The following is a 16,999-nucleotide window of genomic DNA, read 5'->3' as shown; positions in this document are numbered from 1 at the left end:
TTGAATGAAAAACTCTCTTACGATCGTCAATGTAAGAGAGTCTTTTTTGTAAGCAAATCTTTTCATCGGCTTGCTATTTTTTCCCTGCAAAATGCGTAAAACGAACAAACTGATTTTGGGCTTCTTCTTGTAAAAATTCTTTTGGTGTCAGCTGAAATTCTTGTTTGAAGCAGCGTAAAAAATGGGTATAGGAGTTGAAGCCGCAAGCTTCGAAGGTGGCGGTGGCGCTTCTGGTTTTACGTAAAATTTCTTTGCTCTTTAAGAGACGTTTCTTGACGACATAGGCATGAAAGGCGACGCCAGTTTCTTTTTTGAAGGTCCTTGAAAGCGAGTATGGGCTCATGAAAAGGGCTTTGGCGACGGTCTCTAAGGAGAGATCAGCGGTCAAATGCTGATTGACATAGGTAATGGCAGCCAAAATGTCTTTATTTTTATAGAGTGAGTCGGATAAAAACAGCGGTTCTTTTTCCTGATAGGCAATCGTATTGATGGAAATCAAAAACGCGATCAAATGATTTTGATAAAGTAAGTCGGTGCCATAATTGCTATCCGTTTTTTTGCGCAAAGGTCGCAATAGCTGGTCTAGTTGGTCGGCATCGATCGATAAAATACGACTGTTGATGCCGCCGTTGCTACGAAAACAGGCAGTGAGATCTGTTTGGGTAGTGGAGAGGGCAGCGAGATAACTAGGATTGATATACAGGTAGGTTCGCTCGAAAAAATCAGAAGTTTGATGAACGATTCGATGCAAGACATTTGGAGGAATCAAGATGATCGTACCAGGTTCTAGAGGGAATTCTCCGCCATCGATAAAGAAGACCGCTGATCCTTTTAAGGTACAGTGAATCTCATAAAAACTATGGTAATGATAAAGGGTATTGTTTTCTTCTACGATGTCTTTGATATGAAAGGCCTCAAAGCGATCGTTGATCATCGTGTCCGCACTTTGCTTCTCCATAATTGGCTCCTTTCGTACTCGTTTGTTTTTATCATACAAGAATAGATAGTAAAGTGTCAATAACTGCTATTTTTGTGTAAATGTAAGCGTGTTACGATCAATCTATCAAAGAGAAATGAGAGGATGAACCCAATGGTGATTTTAGAACAGTTATTTGTGGAAAAACGTGTTGTGGAAGAAAAAATTGATCGCATGATCGAAAATTTAACGACGATCAAGGATGATAATGGTGAATTTTTATTAGACTTTGACGGCTTGATCGTTGATGATAAAAGCTGGGGGATTTGGAACTGGCCGCAAGGGGTGGGACTATATGGCATTTATAAAAACTACCAAATCACCAAAAATCCTAAAGCGCTCCAAGTTGTGGAAGAATGGTTTGAGCAGCGGATGTTAGAAGGCGCGCCGCCTAAAAATGTCAACACGATGGCGCCGCTTTTAGCAATGGCGTATCTTTATGAAGACACCAAAGATTCTCGTTACTTGCCTTACCTTGAACAATGGGCGGAATGGGTCATGCATGATATGCCGCGAACCGATGAAAATGGTCTGCAGCATGCGACCTATGGACCAGAAAATCGCAACCAGCTTTGGGACGATACCTTGATGATGACTGCTTTGCCTTTGGCGAAAATTGGCATGTTGCTGAATCGTCCGGCTTATATCGAAGAAGCAAAACAACAATTTATGATCCACATCAAATACTTAGTGGATAAAAAAACTGGGCTTTGGTTCCACGGCTGGACCTTTGAAGAACGCCACAATTATGCACAAGCGCTTTGGGCAAGAGGCAACTGCTGGATCACCATTGCGATTCCTGAGATCATTGAAATTCTCGACTTGCAAGAAGGAGATGCGTTACGGAGCTTCTTGATCAATACCCTCTTAGACCAACTAACTGCCTTGCAAGAAATGCAAGATGAAAGTGGACTGTGGCACACCTTGTTAGACGATCCTAGTTCGTATGTGGAGGCTTCCGCGACGGCTGGTTTTGCCTATGGGATTTTAAAAGCCGTTCATAAGCGTTACATTGACAAAGCTTGGGAAGATGTTGCCTATAAAGCGTTAGCCGGTTTGATCGAACAAGTCGCAGAAGATGGAGAAGTCCAAAATGTTTCCATCGGTACTGGAATGGGAGAAGACTTGGCGTACTACAAAAACATCGCGATTACGGCGATGCCTTACGGGCAATCACTGACAGTCTTAGCATTTACTGAACTATTGGTTTCATTTTGTTAAGTTAAACACCTTAGGCAATGAAGAGAGGAGCAGACAAAGATGATCAAAAAAGCGATTCGGATGAAGCTACATCCTGGTTATGAAGCAGAATATGAAAAACGGCATCGCGAACTATGGCCAGAACTAAAAGAGCAGCTCATAGCACACGGGGCGAAAAGCTACCAGATTTTCTTAGATCCAGAAACCCTTGCGTTGTTTGGCTACCTTGAGATTGAAGATGAAACCCGCTGGCAGCAGTTAGCGGCAACCGAGATCAACCAAAAATGGTGGCATTACATGGCAGAACTCATGGAAACAAATCCTGATGATTCGCCAGTGACACAGGAGTTAAAGGAAGTCTTTACGCTGTAAGCTAGACAAAAATGCTCATTCCTTAAAACGAACACGGTCGCATCAGTTGTTTGACATCAATCACTGGTTAGTCAAAGAGGTAGTTCGCTCACATTCGTGAGCGGACTACCTCTTTTGTTGAAATAGCAAAACAATGCTTTCGTTATAGAAGAAACGTTAAGAGAGAAGGGCTTTTTCTTGCTGCTTCAAAAATTTCTTTGGTGTCATACCAGTAATCTTTTTGAACGTTTGAACAAAATATTCGGGCGCATTGCTAAAGCCCGTCATCGCTGCCACTTCGTAGACTTTGTAGTTTTTCTTCAGCAGTTCTTGTGCTTTTTGGATGCGGTATTCGGCTAATTTTTGATTGAAGCGAATCCCGGTTTCTTTGTAATAGGTTTTTCCTAAGTATTCAGGATTTAAGTACAAAAGATGGGCTGCGATCCATTTCAATGACAATGCTTCATGGTCATAATATTCTTCGATGATCAGGTTGACTTTTTGGGACAGCTGCATGTTCTCGCTATCATCTAAGCTGCCCCGCATCAAATCGATACAGTGAAGCAGCATAAACTGGAGTTCGTGCCAATTATTCAAGAGCATGATCTTTGGGGAATAGTCATCAAAGTAAATGTCTTTTTTGATGCGATGGTTTTCAAAAATTGCCGATAACAAATCGTTGACCTGCAGCCGCAATAGTTGGACAGGGTAAAGCTCCATGCGACAGGTAGAAAAAAAGTTTTCCGTAAGAACTTGGGCTAAAGTCAGTTCGCCTTTGTCGATCAATGCCAAAAGTTTTTCACGGTATTCCATATAGAGACTATTTTCATAGACATTTTCTTGTGAGATTTGGGCTTCTTGGATGACTTCAAAGGTATCAAAATAAAACTCCTTATCCAAGTTTCGCTTGCCTAAATGATAACTGAGTAAAAATTTTTCGGGAGTTTCGACCCAGCAATTGATGGCGATCCCTTTTCCTAGATGCGCAGCCTGTACCTTCGTTTTAAAAAAGAGATTAAAGGTATTTTCCGTACTGAAGTTCAGGATATAGCCAACTTTGTTTTGATGACCGATCACCAACTCGTGATGGTTCTCATAGCTTTCGATCCGCTTAGCGATGGCGTGATAGAATTTCGAATCAAATAAGTACATACAAAATGGAAAAACGAACGATTCAGGCAGCGGTTCTTCTCCGCAGCTATTGATGTATTGTTCAATTTGTTGTTTTAAATAGAGGGTAGATTCCATTTGGCGACGTTCAGAGCGTTCGATCGTCTCAGCCAACGCTTCTGAAAGCTTGCTCGGAAAAACAGGTTTTTCAAGGAAAAATTTGACCCCTAAAGCCATCGCTTCTTTGGCAAAGGAGAAGCTGCCAAAGCCTGTCAAAATAATGATTTGAATCGCAGGATTGATGGCTTTTAATTTTTTGATCAAGGCAAGTCCATTGACTTTAGGCATATTGATGTCGGTAATCACGATGTCGATGGTGTTTTGCTGACAAAATGCCAAGGCTTCTTCACTGTCTGTGTAAATTCCTTTGACCACTAATGGGAAATCAAAAGAAGCAACGAGGTTAGCCACACCATTTGCTATCAAGGGTTCATCGTCAACAACGAGGATATTTTTCATGTTTCACTCACTCCTTTTAAGGGGATCACAAAGCGCACCGTCGTCTTTTTGAAGGGAATCGAGGAGACGATGGCTAACGACGCTTGATCACCATAATGCAGTTGCAATCGTTTTTGAATATTGGTCAATCCGATGCCGCCTTCTTTTTCAATCGAGAAGTTGGCTTTAAAACCAGGGCCATTGTCAGAGACACTGACTTGGAGAAAGGTTGCTTGTTGTTCAATCGTAAGGACGAGGCGACACGTCTCCTTCATATCATTGACGGCGTATTTAAAGACATTTTCAATCAATGGTTGAATCAGTAACTTAGGAACCTTAAAGGACAGGTCATTCACCAAAATTACTTCGATATACTCGATCCGTTTCCCGAAGCGAACGTTTTGAATATTGATATAGGCATGCACGATATCTAACTCATCTTGCAGCGTCGTGAAGTCAGACTTGGTATCGATTTTTTTACGAAACAAATAGGCAAGGGAGGTGACCATCTCTGAGATCTGCCACTGCTGATTTTCAATGGCGATCCAGTTGATCGAGTCTAACGTATTGTAGAGAAAATGTGGATCTAATTGCGCTTGCAATCCCTTAAATTCGATTTCTTGGGACAAAATACGCATTTCATAATTGTCCTTGATCAAGGCATTTAATTCATCGATCATCGTATTGTAGCTTTCGTAAAGGACCATGATCTCTTCTTGACTATTTTCTGGGACAGCGAGGGTCTTTAAAGAGGCCAGTTTTTTCGTTTTCCGCAGAACGGCCATTTGCGAAGCCAAGTCAGCTAAAGGACGGGTCAGCTGATTGCTTATTTTCCGAATCACAACAATAATCAAACATAAAAAAGGCAAACTCACAGCGATGGAAAGGCCTTGTAGTTTATAAAGATCCGCTAAGACTTGGTTTTCAGGCAGTAAATAAATGAAGGTCATATTCGGCATCGTCTTCCGATCCATTGCATAGTAGTACTGGCGATTATCAAACGTCATGGAGCCGATCGATCGCTGGAAGGTTCCCATTTTCTGCTGCAAGGTATTTTGATCCGCAGCGAGGGTTTGCTCGTCATTTGCGGTACTATAAAATTGGTTCTGATACGCCATGAAAAATTGGTTTTGTTCAGAGACAATAGGAAGACTTTCGATCTCGTTACGAAAGAAGGACGTATTGACTAGAAATATCACCGTACCAATATAGGTTAAAGAAAGATCGGCTGTTGAATAGATTTTTCGCAGGTAGACACCTTGAGAAAGGTCTTTTGCAAAAAACCAACTCCCTTTGGCAGGCTTATCGGGCAAAGTCTCGATCATATCTTTGATGGTTTGGCCATTAAAGATATGGTCGGTCTCGGCTAGAAAGTTGATCATGTTTTCGTTCGTTGGGGTAAAGAGATAGACGTTTTGAATCGTTGATTCATTGCGTACGAGGGCGTTGATTTCTGCACTTAAGGCATTCTTTTGGTCGATCGCCTCTAAGGATTGCAAGGAATCTTGTGCCAAGATCCTTTGCAGGCCATTTTGGATCGGTGCACTATCGATAATGCGAAAAGAGAGGGTTTCGACGGCAGTTAAACGTTTGGCGATATTTGTTGAAATGATCGAGACATCTTTATACGCGGCTTCTTTCAGCTGCGCCATGTAGACTTGTCGCCAAACTAAGGTCAGGAGAACAGCCAATGAGACGATAATTGCCACCGTCGCAAAAAAGACAAAATGTAACTGTCGCTCAAAAGGCTGCTTTTTAAAGTGATTGATCAGCTTCTGGGACTTCATGGACACTGCCTCGCTTTGCTTGCAATTGTTTGGTTTTTTCAATCATCTGACCATGAAAAAATTCAGCGAAAAACAAGAAAATCACCAGTCCAAAGACGAGTAACAAGGAGGTTTTGGCAGTCAATAAGAGAAACAATAAATACCAGGTAAACAACAAGGCAAGGCCTTGCAGTGGGTAGCGAAAGACTAGAAAGATACTGACGTACAAGGTCTGTTTCCAAGCGTGTTGTTCGGCTTTGGCATAAGTCATAAAGCTGATGAATGCAGTGTAAAGGAGGAGAATCGTTAAAAGTAAATAGACAGGGCGCAGCCAAGCCATTTCAGTCGGGAAAAAATGAGTAATCCGTAAGTTAAACAACAACAGGAGTACTGTACTCAATAATCCGATGCCAAAAAGGGAAAAGGTGCGAAAGGCTTGCTTGTAGGCTTGCCAGAAGGCAACAGCTGAATAGTCATGGCCAGTTTTACGAAAATCATGTAAATATTTGATCGTGACAGCAGTGGCAGGACCGAAGCCAAAAATCCCCAACCCTAAAAGGGTAAAGAAAAGCCATAAAAGGTTTAATTTAGCAAAATAAGCTGTTACCGTAAAAAGACGAAACAGTCCGGTTTGTATTTTTTTCATTGTTTCCACCTACCTTGTTTTTTGAAAAGTAAGCCTTTTCAACGCTAGTATAGCATAGTATATTGGAAAAAATAGAGCATGTCTGTTTTTTTACATTTTTCATCTGTTTTTCTATTTTTTTCTAGCTATTGCCCGTGAAGGCTTAGCCTTCAGCAAAAACGACAGTCTAGTTTTTCACATATTTGCTCTTGTTTTTTCATTTTTATTAACGAGGATTTCCATTACAATCACCTTGTAAGCGCAAACAAAAAGGAGTGTAGAAGAATGAAGAAAACTTTTTTAAAAGCAGCGAGCTTGTTGTTTCTTGGTGCGACCTTAGCAGCTTGTGGCAACAACGGCAATAGTAGCGGAAGCTCAGAAGCTGATGCAGATGGGAAAACGACGATTTCCTTTACCTGGTGGGGCTCAGAAGTCAGACACGAGAAGTATATCGAATCGATCAAAGAATTTGAGAAACAAAATCCTGACATCAAAGTTGAATATGAATATGGTTCTTGGGATGACCATTGGAAAAAACTAGCAACAAAAGCGGCTTCTGGAGAATTACCTGATGTGATCCAGATGGATGTGCAGTACATTGCGCAATATGGAACGAAAAATCAATTAGCAGATATGTCGGAATTTATCGGCAATGAGATTCAAACCGATGATATCAAAGAATCAATTTTAGCAACTGGCGAGTTAGATGGAAAAGTTTTTGGCATACCAACTTCTGTCAATACGATGGCGATGCTCTACAATCCATCATTGGTAGAACAAGGGGGCACTGGGATCGACTTTAGCAATTATACCTTCGATGACCTTGTAGAAAGTACGGCAGCGATCGCTGAAGCAACCGGTGATTATGGTTGGAATGATAACAATGACAACAGTACGATTTTGCAATACTTTTTACGTACTAAAGGCGAAGATCTATACCAATACGATGCAGACGGCAAACCAGAGATCGGTTTTTCCAAAGAAAACTGGGTTGAATTTATGGGGGCTATCGCGGACCTTACGGAAGCCAAAGCAATGCCAACCGCAGAAGTGACTAGCAATGCCAACAGTATGGATCAATATCCGTTTTCACAAGGAAAAGCAGCCTATATGATGACTTGGTCCAATCAATACTTGACCTATAAGGCCTCCGCCGCAGAAGATGTCGAAATCAACTTGGCTCGTCCATTCGACTCAGAAAACGGGGCGATGGCGTATCGACCAGGGTTCTTTTATTCGATCGCGAATGCTTCTGAATCAAAAGAAGCAGCTGCGAAGTTTGTTGACTTTTTAGTAAATAGTGAAGAAGCCAATAAGATCATCGGTACTGAGCGGGGGATTCCTTCCAATGATGCCATCAAAGAATTGCTTTATGCCGACATGACACCAGAAGAACAAGAGTCCTCTGATTTCTTAGATGATATTGCAGACATCGTTGGTGATCCATCCCCAATCCCACCAATTGGGTTTGCTGAAATCAACACGTACTTTAAAGAGCTGTACGCAGAGATCACTTATGGCACGATGACACCAGAAGAAACTTATGATGCCTTTACGCAACGCTGCGAAGAAATTTTTGCAGAAAACTATCAATAAGCATAGCTGCGGCGCCTTTACTGACTTTTTCAGTAAAGGCGTTTTTTTAGGAGAAACAATGGGGGAAAAAAATAGGTCCTCTAGTTTTTCACATTTCTGTACTTTTTTTTCTATTCATTCTTAAGAAGCACTTCGTTAAAATCAACTTGTAAGCGTAATCAACTATAGGAGGTAGGAAGTGAAAATTATGGAACTACAATCAAAATCACCCACGGCAAAAGAGCCTGGGAAACTCAAAAGCTGGTTTAATCGATTACCAGAATCAAAACAGAATATGGTTACAGGCTACTTATTTATCTCACCCTTCATCATTGGCTTTTTTGCTTTTATTATCGTCCCGATGGGGATTTCTCTTTTTATGTCTTTTCATGACTATGATTTATTGACAGAGGCGCAATTTGTTGGCTGGAATAACTTTAAGACGATTTTTACGAATGATCCCAAGTTTGTTCAGTCACTGACTGTTACGCTGAAATATGTTGTGTTGGCAGTCCCTTTACGGCTGATCGTCGCATTAGCAGTGGCGATGCTGATCAACCGCCCATCGAAATTAAGCGGCGCTTATCGGGTATTATTTTATATCCCTTCGATTTTAGGTGGGAGCGTGGCGGTCTCGATCATGTGGCGGAATCTTTTTGGCGATTCAGGGTTGATCAATGGCGTGCTAGCGGCGATCGGCTTAGACCCGATCTACTTCTTTAAAAGTCCTGGCTTAGCGTTGATGACCTTGATTTTATTAGCAGCGTGGCAATTTGGCTCGTCGATGTTGATTTTCTTATCCGGTTTGAAAAATATTCCGAAAGATTATTACGAAGCGGCGGAAATTGATGGGGCAGGAAAAATCAGACAGTTTTTCAATATCACGGTTCCAGTCCTGACACCAATCATCTTTTTCAATCTGATCTATCAAACGATCATGGCCTTTTTGACGTTTACACCTGCGTTTATCATTTCGAATGGGACGGGTTCACCCCGTAACGGCACGTTAGTCTATTCCTTGTACATGTATCAACGAGCCTTTACCGATTTCAAAATGGGCTATGCTTCAGCCTTAGCGTGGATTTTACTGGTCATCGTTGGGTTGATTACGATTCTGTTGTTCGCAACATCGAAATTTTGGGTGTTTAAAGAAAACGAGGAGGTTTGATTGATGCGTGAACAAAAACAAAATTATTTCTTTGATGCCGTGATCTTAGTTGCTGCATTACTGATGCTTTATCCGATTTTCTGGCTGCTGTTTAGTGCCTTTAAACCTAGTAGTGACATTTTTCGAACGGCAACGGAGTTGATCCCCCGCAGCTGGACGTTAGAAAACTTTACCAAAGGCTTTGAAGGGATCGCAGGGATTCCCTTCATTCGCTATATTTTCAACTCGTTGCAAATCGCGTTGATTTCAATGGTAGGGGCGGTCTGTTCTTCGGCTGTCATTTCTTATGGATTTGGTCGAATTCCTTTCAAAGGAAAAGGCTTTTGGTTTGCTTGTATCTTGGTCACGATGATGCTGCCGCAAGAGATCATCATGGTGCCTCAGTATCTTTGGTTTAATCAATTAGGCTGGCTTAACTCGATTCGTCCGGTAACCGTTCCTTCATACTTCGGACAAGCTTTCTTTATTTTCATGATGGTTCAATTCGTCTCTGCGATCCCGACAGATTTAGATGAAGCAGCAAAAATGGACGGCTGTGGACGGGTCGGTATTTTCTTCCGCGTGATTCTACCGTTGATGAAGCCTTCCTTGGCAAACGCTGCGATCTTCTCTTTCTATTGGAAATGGGAAGAACTGATCGGACCGATGCTGTACCTTACACGTCCGCAAAACTACACAGTATCGATTGCCTTAAAGCAGTTCCTAGATGCTAGCAGCACCTCCAATTGGGGAGCGATGTTCGCGATGTCTGTCATCTCCTTGCTGCCTGTGTTGATCATCTTCTTTATTTTCCAAAAATACATTGTTGAAGGCATCAGCACGACGGGTCTTAAATAAGTGTGGAAAAAGATATTCGCTGTTTTGGAATATCTTTTTTCTATTGAATGAATTCGTTGAAGAAAGGACAAACCGATGCAACCATTTCAAGTAATTGATTTTCATGTCGTACCAAGCACGATCGGCGCTCATCAAGCGACCCTTATTTGGGAGAAGCCGCTACACGCTCAAGCTATTTTTGGTTATCAATTGTTTTTAGACAACGATTTGATCCAAACCAGACCAACAAACAAGACGCATTGGACGTTGACAAACTTATCTGCCGATCAAACGTATCAAGTAACGATCATCTGCCTCGATCATCAGGGGTGCCTGCTTACAAATACCGCAGTCACGACGACCTTTCGTACAAAGAAAAAAAGTGTTTTGTTAGATGTTACGCAAGCACCCTACCATGCTGATAGCGCAGGCAAAGAAGATAGTACCGCCATTCTCCAGCAAGCGATCAACGATTGCCCTAGCAATGGCACTGTCTGGATCCCAACAGGGGCAGTGATCCTTTCTGGTGCGTTGGAGCTAAAAAGCAATATGATCTTTCAGGTAGATGGCACATTGCAAGCAAGCCTCGACATAGAAACGTATCGGGTTGCCCCTCACGAGTATTTAGGAAGCGTGAATCAAGAGGGCTTACCATTAAGCCGTTATGAAGGCTGGGAATTGTTTTGCTTCCGTTCATTGATCAACATTGGGTATATCGATCGGGGCGATCGAGGGCGTATCGTTTGTGAAAATGTCCGTCTTTGTGGCAAAGGAACGATCATTGGTGGCGGGAATCCATTAGGACTGGCGATGCGAAACTCTTATGCAGACCGTGAACAGTATCCAGAATATGTTTCTGATGGAAAACCTGGAAGACGAGTAAGGGGACGTTTGATCTGTATGATGCAGGCCAAAAACATCCATTTGACAGAGCTGACGTTGATTGATCCACCATGCTGGACTGTCCATATGATTTACTGTGACACCGTTGTGACCCATGGAGTGAATATTCAGTCCAAAGGCATCGACAATGGCGATGGTTGGGATCCTGATTCTTCGCAAAACTTGCTGATTTTTGACACCGTTTTTGATACGGGTGATGATTGTATCGCAATCAAATCTGGCAAAAATCCAGAAGGAAATCAGATCAATAGACCAGCGAAAAATATTCGGCTGTTTGATTTGGCTATTCGTGGGGGACATGGCATCGCGATTGGTAGTGAGCAATCTGGTGGTGTCGAAAATATCTCCTTTCGAGATTGTCAACTGACCAATACGCTTTATGGGCTAGAATTGAAAGCGCAGAATGATCGTGGTGGCTATATTCGTCAAGTGACGATCACCGATTGCCTGTTGGATCGTTTCATGGCTCATCCTGTTGCTTACAATGCCGATGGTCAGGCAGCCCAACAGTTACCGATCATTTCGGATATTTTGGTCAAGAATACCCGTATCGTAGGGCAGAACCCTTTGGTCGAGCTAAAAGGGTTTGTCGATGAACAAACACAGCAGGTTTCACCGATCCAACGCGTTGCTTTTGAGTCAGTTGCCTTTGAATCAGCTAAAGGGCAAAAGAAAATGATTTTTGAACAGTGTCAGGAGGTCAGCTTTAAAGAAGCAGCCGTTATTGATCGAGCGGCCATAAGTGACGCAATAAGTTGCCAAGAAACAGTCGAACTATCCATGGTGGGACAAAAGAAACTCACGTAGAACAAGCTTTTGAAAATGATCTGCGTTGGTTCTCCCAATGAGAAACAGTTAGTTAAGCACCTTATTTACTCCCTTGACAGGTTGCGCCTTTTTGCTTTTGTAGACAAAAAGGCGCATTTTTCTAACAAGAAAGGACGATGCAAAAAAAGACGATCCCCAGAAATCAAAAAGGACTTTCTTTTCCCGCTAAGGGGACTATAGTAAAGAATGTAGGGAAAAGGACGCCAGAAAGCACATGGGAAAAGACAACGAGATGTGCCAAGAGGAACGCTTTACTTGATGGACAGCGCCAGTAAGAAGCACTCAGTTCTATCCAACGAAATGATAGATGAAAAAAGGTTGGCGATGCGCAATTTTTACAATCATGGGTATCGACAAACCTATCAACAGCTTAAAACAAAAACGTAGGAGGCAAGCAAGAATGGAAGACATCACGCAATTATTGCAACGAGAAATTGACCAAGCATCAACTGTGCAGGGAACAGTGATTACACCACCCGGCGCCTATCAAATCGGCGCATTGTTTTTAAAAAGCAATGTGCACTTGATTGTCTCAGAGGATACGATTCTGTATGGTAGTCAAGAACTGGCCGATTATCCCGAAGTAGATAATCGGGTCGCAGGGATCAATATGAAGTGGCCTGCAGCGATGATCAATGTTTTTCACGCAGAAAATGTCATGATCTCTGGAAAAGGAAAACTTGATGGTCGTGGAGAAACATGGTGGCAAACGTTTTGGGGAACAGATGAAGCCAGCGGGATGATGGCGGATTATGCAAAGAAAGGCTTACGCTGGGCAGCAGATTATGATTGCAAGCGTCCACGGAATATCCTTGTTTATGAAAGTCAGCAAGTAACCATCAAAGATATTTCGTCGGTACAGTCGGGTTTTTGGAATACCCAAATCACGTATTCTCACCACATATTGATCGACGGCATCACGATAGACAATGGAAAAGGGCCTAGTACTGATGGCATCGATATTGATTCCTGTGAAGAAGTCACGATTCAAAATGCCCACATTTCCTGCAACGATGACAATATCTCGATCAAGGCGGGACGTGGGGCAGAAGCCATAGCCCAGCAAAGAAGCTGTCGGAAAATCACGATCAAAGACTGTCAGTTAGGGTATGGTTCAGGAATTGCCATTGGTAGTGAAACTTCGGGTGGGATCGAAGAGATCAAAATCCAAAAAGTTGTCTTTGAGCAAACTGGCGCAGGGTTTCGGGTCAAATCCGCCAACAATCGAGGTGGATTTATACGCAAGGTCACTGCTTCGGATTTAACGATGAAGGATGTTGGCTTTCCTTTTCTCTTACAAACAAATTGGTACCCAGATTATAGTTATCCAGAACTACCAGCTGATTATGAGGAAGAGATTCCCGACTATTGGCACAAATTGATGGTACAACCAGCTATTCCAGTAGGTCCAGCAAAGGTCTGCGACATTACCATTGAAAACGTGCAAGCCACCAAAACAGGACAACAAAGCGTGCGTGCTTTTTTCATCGAGGCCAGCCCAGCAGAACCGATCCGCAATCTAACATTAAAAAATCTTTCCATCCATGCCGACGAGTTCGGCAAGATTGCAGGAGTTGAGAACTTAAAGATGGTGGAAACGATCGTCACTGCGTTAGCGCCGACCTTGGATCAAAATGATGTGTATGAGCGGTAGTAGAGAGACAACGAGAACGTACATCGCTAAGTAGGAAAAGAGAGGGGCACAATGAGGGAAAATCTTATAAAGAAATATATTGATACATTTAATCACAATGATGAAGAACTTTATTCTCAATGTATATCAAATGCTGACGCAGAAACCTGGATGATGCAAAACGTCCCAGTATTTACATGTAATCAACCATTATTTGAAGAAGCATATTATTTTCGATGGTGGGTATTTCGGAAGCATCTGAAAGCCACACCAGAGGGAACGATCATAACTGAGTTTTTACCACCCGTTCGTTGGTCAGGACCATACAATTCCATCAATTGTGCTGTTGGACATCATCTTTCCGAAGCTCGTTGGTTAAAATGTGGTCGCGAACTCATTCACGAATATGTTGATTTTTGGTTTAAAGGCAGTGGAAATCAGTATGCCTATTCGTCTTGGATCATTGTTGCGATCAAAAATTATGCGATTCTTTGGTCAGATGCTGAGTATGGTGTTCAGTTATTACCTCATTTGGTAACCTTTTATCAAGAGATCGAAACGCATCATCTGACTCGTTATGGTTTGTTTTGGTCAAATGATGACCGGGATGCCATGGAGTGTTCTATTAGTGGTAGCGGATTGAGGCCAACATTAAATAGTTACATGTATGCCAATGCCTTAGGAATTGCCTATTTTGCCGAGCAAGCAGGTGATTCTTCACTTGCTAAAGACTATCGAAATAAAGCGTCACTTTTAAAACAAAATATAATAAAGTATTTATGGGATTCTGAAGAAGAATTTTTTAAAGTGATTCCCTTAGAGGATAAAGATGCGCAAATTGCAACATTTGATTTTAAACAAATACCAAAGCAACACAATGTAAAAGAATTGATTGGCTATCTCCCTTGGCTCTTTGGTATTGCCGAAGATACTCATGCGAGGGCTTGGCGCTATTTGAGTGATCCCATGTGTTTTCACGGTGAGTATGGTCTGACTACAGCAGCCAGAGATCATCTGTGTTATAACTTACCCAGTGAGAAAAATCATGAGTGCCTTTGGAATGGACCATCTTGGCCGTTTGCCACAACCCAAACGATCGATGCAATGATAGCCTCACGGCAAAACAAAAATAGTTCACTTAAAGCAACAGACATTTCACGAGAATTGCTGACCTATGCGAATAGTTTTTATCGAAACAAAGCAGATGGGACAAAGGTCAATTGGCTTGATGAAAATATTGATCCAGATACAGGAGAATGGCTTTCCAGAAAAATTTTAAAAGACCAGAACTGGCCCATAGGAAAAGGTGGCTATGAACGTGGAAAAGATTACAATCATTCTGCTTTCAGTGATTTATTCATTCGTGGATATTGTGGTATTCATCTTTCTGATGAGGGACTACTGACGATCGACCCTATTAAAGATACGACGCTTGAGTATTTTTCTTTTGAGGATTTGCCGATGAAAGGTGATTTTATTTCTGTCTGGTATGATCGATCAGGAGAACATTTTGGCAAGGGCGTAGGCATTACGGTATTGATCGATGGCAAACACTATCAGAGTAAAAATAAGATTGAAATCAGTTTGTAAAGGACCAAGAAATTGGTCTTTTTTAATTTGAAAAATTTACAGCCTAAATGGTTTGGTCACAAGTAGCTTCTTAAGAGAATGTGCTACTTGAGTAAGAAAGACTTATCCATCTATTTAGAAGCATAGCATGAAATTAGAGACGGATAGAGAAAAGAGAGCGAAGATTTTAAGCCAAGAGCCAGTGCTTCAGATGTTCTTACTTTTTTTGGAAAGGGAAGACTCAGCAGATCGTTGTCAACAAACCCCTACCCAGCCATATATCAACGATTAACAAAAAATGTCAATTGCTGGAAATCCTGCTTTTCGTTATGCTTTTGGTATTGAAAGCGGTTTATTCAATCGGGCTCAACAACAAAATCTAAGGAGGAAAAGTAGTGAAAAAATTAAGTACGATTCTTGGTTTGGGGTTACTATCAGTCGCCTTTTTGTCGGCATGTGGGAAGGAGGAAGCAGGTTCCACAACAGATTATGATACGATTTCGATTTTATCGCCGTACATTGAAACTGAACCACCTGCAAGTGACAACGAGATTTTGAAGCAATTAGAAGCGTACACTGGCAAAAACATTGATATTACCTGGGCACCCAATACATCCTACGAGGATAAAATGAATATTACGTTAGCTTCAGATGATATTCCAGAAGTGATGGTCATTCAAGGAAAATCAGGAGGATTTATCAAGTCAGCAGAAAATGGCGCTTTTTGGGATTTGACCGACTATTTAGCTGATTATCCTAATCTCTCTCAATCTAACGAGGATGTTTTGCGTAATTCTTCTGTGAATGGCAAAGTGTACGGAATTTATCGGAAACGTGATGCGATGCGGACGGCGGTGATCATCCGAAAAGATTGGTTAGAAAACTTAAACTTAGATGTACCAGAAACAATCGATGATCTTTATGAGGTTGCCAAAGCATTTACTGAGAACGATCCCGATGGGAATGGTGAAAATGATACGTTTGGTTTGATTATTCCCCAATGGCCTGGCTCGATCAATTCAAATAGTCCTTACGATGTGTTAGCTACTTGGTTTGGGGCAGGAAATGCTTGGAAAGAAATAGACGGCACTTTAGAGCCATCCTTTATGCAACCAGAATACCTAGAATCAATGCAATTTGTTAAAGCTATGGTGGAACAAGGCTATGTCAATCGTGATTTTGCAACCATGGCAGCAGATAAATGGGATGAGCCGTTTATCAATGGACGTGGTGGGATCATTATTGATACGTATTCACGAGCAGCACAAATCAGTAATAAATTATTGCAAGCTGGAGAAGAAGACCTCGTCGTCTTTACAGGGAATTTAAAAGATAATAGCGGTACGATGAATGCGTTACCGACAGATGGCTATTCTGGTTTCTTGGCGATTCCTAAGTCGAGTGTCCAGACAGAGGAACATCTAAAAGAGGTGTTGACGTTCCTTGATAAATTAAATGATAAAGAAGCACAGGTATTGCTGAACAACGGAATCGAAGGAATCAATTTTGAAGTAGTGGATGGAATGTCCGTCGCACTAGAAGGATCAGAAGCTGAAGCGTTAGCCAATGCGGTCAAAGGGTACTCACAAATTGGGATGAATGTAACGGAAGATACCCTGTACTATATTGCTAAGCCTGATACAGAAGCGGCTACTGAAAGCTATGAAAAACGATTGTCATTGATGGAAGCTGATTTAGAGCACGCTGTCTTTAACCCAGCAGCCTCCTATAATACAGATACGTATGTAACAAAAGGGGCACAGCTTGATCAGATCATTAGTGATGCGCGGGTTCAATTTATTGCAGGACAAATCGATGAAGCGGGTTGGGAGGCTGCGATCGAACTTTGGAAGAATCAAGGAGGCACGCAGCTGATGGAAGAAACGAATGCCCTTCATCAAGCACAATAACGACAGTCGAAGAAGGTTGAGTGGATCTTGCTCTCAACCTTTTTCTTTTTCAATAATTTTTTTCAGCTAAT

13 protein-coding genes are annotated in these 16,999 nt (G+C 41.9%); 9 read left to right on the top strand and 4 right to left on the bottom strand.

What is annotated here, in order from left to right; all coding sequences use genetic code 11:
- Positions 1 to 73 precede the first annotated feature (73 nt).
- Complete coding sequence (locus tag IGI72_RS14250) at positions 74 to 958, bottom strand: helix-turn-helix domain-containing protein (protein WP_438754645.1); 885 nt, start codon at positions 956 to 958, stop codon at positions 74 to 76.
- Positions 959 to 1,090: 132 nt separating this feature from the next.
- On the opposite strand from IGI72_RS14250, the gene bglB reads away from it, so the two are divergent.
- Positions 1,091 to 2,197, top strand: a complete 1,107-nt coding sequence (gene bglB / locus IGI72_RS14245; RefSeq protein ID WP_074535485.1) for a beta-galactosidase BglB — start codon at positions 1,091 to 1,093, stop codon at positions 2,195 to 2,197.
- 39 nt (positions 2,198 to 2,236) lie between these two features.
- Complete coding sequence (gene rhaM / locus IGI72_RS14240; protein WP_060791390.1) at positions 2,237 to 2,548, top strand: L-rhamnose mutarotase; 312 nt, start codon at positions 2,237 to 2,239, stop codon at positions 2,546 to 2,548.
- Between the two features lie 156 nt (positions 2,549 to 2,704).
- On the opposite strand, the gene IGI72_RS14235 is transcribed toward rhaM, so the two are convergent.
- The 3 genes from IGI72_RS14235 to IGI72_RS14225 are packed head-to-tail and all read right to left on the bottom strand — an operon-like array spanning position 2,705 to position 6,547.
- Positions 2,705 to 4,156 carry a response regulator gene (locus IGI72_RS14235; protein ID WP_005234181.1) on the bottom strand — a complete coding sequence of 484 codons (1,452 nt, stop codon included), beginning with the start codon at positions 4,154 to 4,156 and terminating at the stop codon, positions 2,705 to 2,707.
- Positions 4,153 to 5,922, bottom strand: coding sequence for a sensor histidine kinase (locus tag IGI72_RS14230; RefSeq protein ID WP_142965484.1), 1,770 nt, complete (start codon positions 5,920 to 5,922; stop codon positions 4,153 to 4,155). The genes IGI72_RS14235 and IGI72_RS14230 overlap by 4 nt, the downstream gene beginning before the upstream one ends.
- On the bottom strand, positions 5,891 to 6,547 hold the full coding sequence (locus IGI72_RS14225) for a DUF624 domain-containing protein (RefSeq protein ID WP_153883896.1): 657 nt from the start codon (positions 6,545 to 6,547) through the stop codon (positions 5,891 to 5,893). Before IGI72_RS14225 ends, IGI72_RS14230 begins: the two co-directional genes overlap by 32 nt.
- Before the next feature lie 264 nt (positions 6,548 to 6,811).
- On the opposite strand from IGI72_RS14225, the gene IGI72_RS14220 reads away from it, so the two are divergent.
- From IGI72_RS14220 to IGI72_RS14190, 7 genes are all read left to right on the top strand, one after another.
- The gene (locus tag IGI72_RS14220; RefSeq protein ID WP_060791387.1) at positions 6,812 to 8,122 is read left to right on the top strand and encodes an ABC transporter substrate-binding protein; all 1,311 of its coding nucleotides are present in this window, start codon (positions 6,812 to 6,814) and stop codon (positions 8,120 to 8,122) included.
- 187 nt (positions 8,123 to 8,309) lie between these two features.
- Complete coding sequence (locus IGI72_RS14215; protein WP_016608843.1) at positions 8,310 to 9,269, top strand: carbohydrate ABC transporter permease; 960 nt, start codon at positions 8,310 to 8,312, stop codon at positions 9,267 to 9,269.
- A 3-nt stretch (positions 9,270 to 9,272) separates the two neighbouring features.
- Positions 9,273 to 10,106: a carbohydrate ABC transporter permease gene (locus IGI72_RS14210; protein WP_266167225.1), complete on the top strand. Its 834-nt coding sequence runs from the start codon at positions 9,273 to 9,275 to the stop codon at positions 10,104 to 10,106.
- 75 nt (positions 10,107 to 10,181) lie between these two features.
- Positions 10,182 to 11,795, top strand: a complete 1,614-nt coding sequence (locus IGI72_RS14205) for a glycosyl hydrolase family 28 protein (RefSeq protein ID WP_438754643.1) — start codon at positions 10,182 to 10,184, stop codon at positions 11,793 to 11,795.
- A 421-nt stretch (positions 11,796 to 12,216) separates the two neighbouring features.
- Entirely contained in the window at positions 12,217 to 13,470 is a 1,254-nt protein-coding gene (locus tag IGI72_RS14200) for a glycoside hydrolase family 28 protein (RefSeq protein WP_438754641.1), read from the top strand.
- Positions 13,471 to 13,521: 51 nt separating this feature from the next.
- Complete coding sequence (locus IGI72_RS14195; RefSeq protein WP_438754640.1) at positions 13,522 to 15,039, top strand: MGH1-like glycoside hydrolase domain-containing protein; 1,518 nt, start codon at positions 13,522 to 13,524, stop codon at positions 15,037 to 15,039.
- A 374-nt stretch (positions 15,040 to 15,413) separates the two neighbouring features.
- Entirely contained in the window at positions 15,414 to 16,928 is a 1,515-nt protein-coding gene (locus IGI72_RS14190; RefSeq protein WP_438754639.1) for an extracellular solute-binding protein, read from the top strand.
- Positions 16,929 to 16,999: the final 71 nt, after the last annotated feature.

This window comes from Enterococcus sp. DIV1059_2 (assembly GCF_051713685.1).
In the GTDB taxonomy this organism is placed as follows: Bacteria; Bacillota; Bacilli; order Lactobacillales; family Enterococcaceae; genus Enterococcus_D; species Enterococcus_D casseliflavus.
The sequence above is the reverse complement of the archived record's forward strand: the minus strand, read 5'-3'. Positions and strand labels throughout refer to the sequence as shown.

What these genes read in the sequence shown, in the direction of transcription:
- IGI72_RS14250 (WP_438754645.1), bottom strand. Translation starts at nt 958, where the DNA reads ATGGAGAAGCAAAGTGCGGACACGATGATCAACGATCGCTTTGAGGCC.
- bglB (WP_074535485.1), top strand. Translation starts at nt 1,091, where the DNA reads ATGGTGATTTTAGAACAGTTATTTGTGGAAAAACGTGTTGTGGAAGAA.
- rhaM (WP_060791390.1), top strand. Translation starts at nt 2,237, where the DNA reads ATGATCAAAAAAGCGATTCGGATGAAGCTACATCCTGGTTATGAAGCA.
- IGI72_RS14235 (WP_005234181.1), bottom strand. Translation starts at nt 4,156, where the DNA reads ATGAAAAATATCCTCGTTGTTGACGATGAACCCTTGATAGCAAATGGT.
- IGI72_RS14230 (WP_142965484.1), bottom strand. Translation starts at nt 5,922, where the DNA reads ATGAAGTCCCAGAAGCTGATCAATCACTTTAAAAAGCAGCCTTTTGAG.
- IGI72_RS14225 (WP_153883896.1), bottom strand. Translation starts at nt 6,547, where the DNA reads ATGAAAAAAATACAAACCGGACTGTTTCGTCTTTTTACGGTAACAGCT.
- IGI72_RS14220 (WP_060791387.1), top strand. Translation starts at nt 6,812, where the DNA reads ATGAAGAAAACTTTTTTAAAAGCAGCGAGCTTGTTGTTTCTTGGTGCG.
- IGI72_RS14215 (WP_016608843.1), top strand. Translation starts at nt 8,310, where the DNA reads ATGGAACTACAATCAAAATCACCCACGGCAAAAGAGCCTGGGAAACTC.
- IGI72_RS14210 (WP_266167225.1), top strand. Translation starts at nt 9,273, where the DNA reads ATGCGTGAACAAAAACAAAATTATTTCTTTGATGCCGTGATCTTAGTT.
- IGI72_RS14205 (WP_438754643.1), top strand. Translation starts at nt 10,182, where the DNA reads ATGCAACCATTTCAAGTAATTGATTTTCATGTCGTACCAAGCACGATC.
- IGI72_RS14200 (WP_438754641.1), top strand. Translation starts at nt 12,217, where the DNA reads ATGGAAGACATCACGCAATTATTGCAACGAGAAATTGACCAAGCATCA.
- IGI72_RS14195 (WP_438754640.1), top strand. Translation starts at nt 13,522, where the DNA reads ATGAGGGAAAATCTTATAAAGAAATATATTGATACATTTAATCACAAT.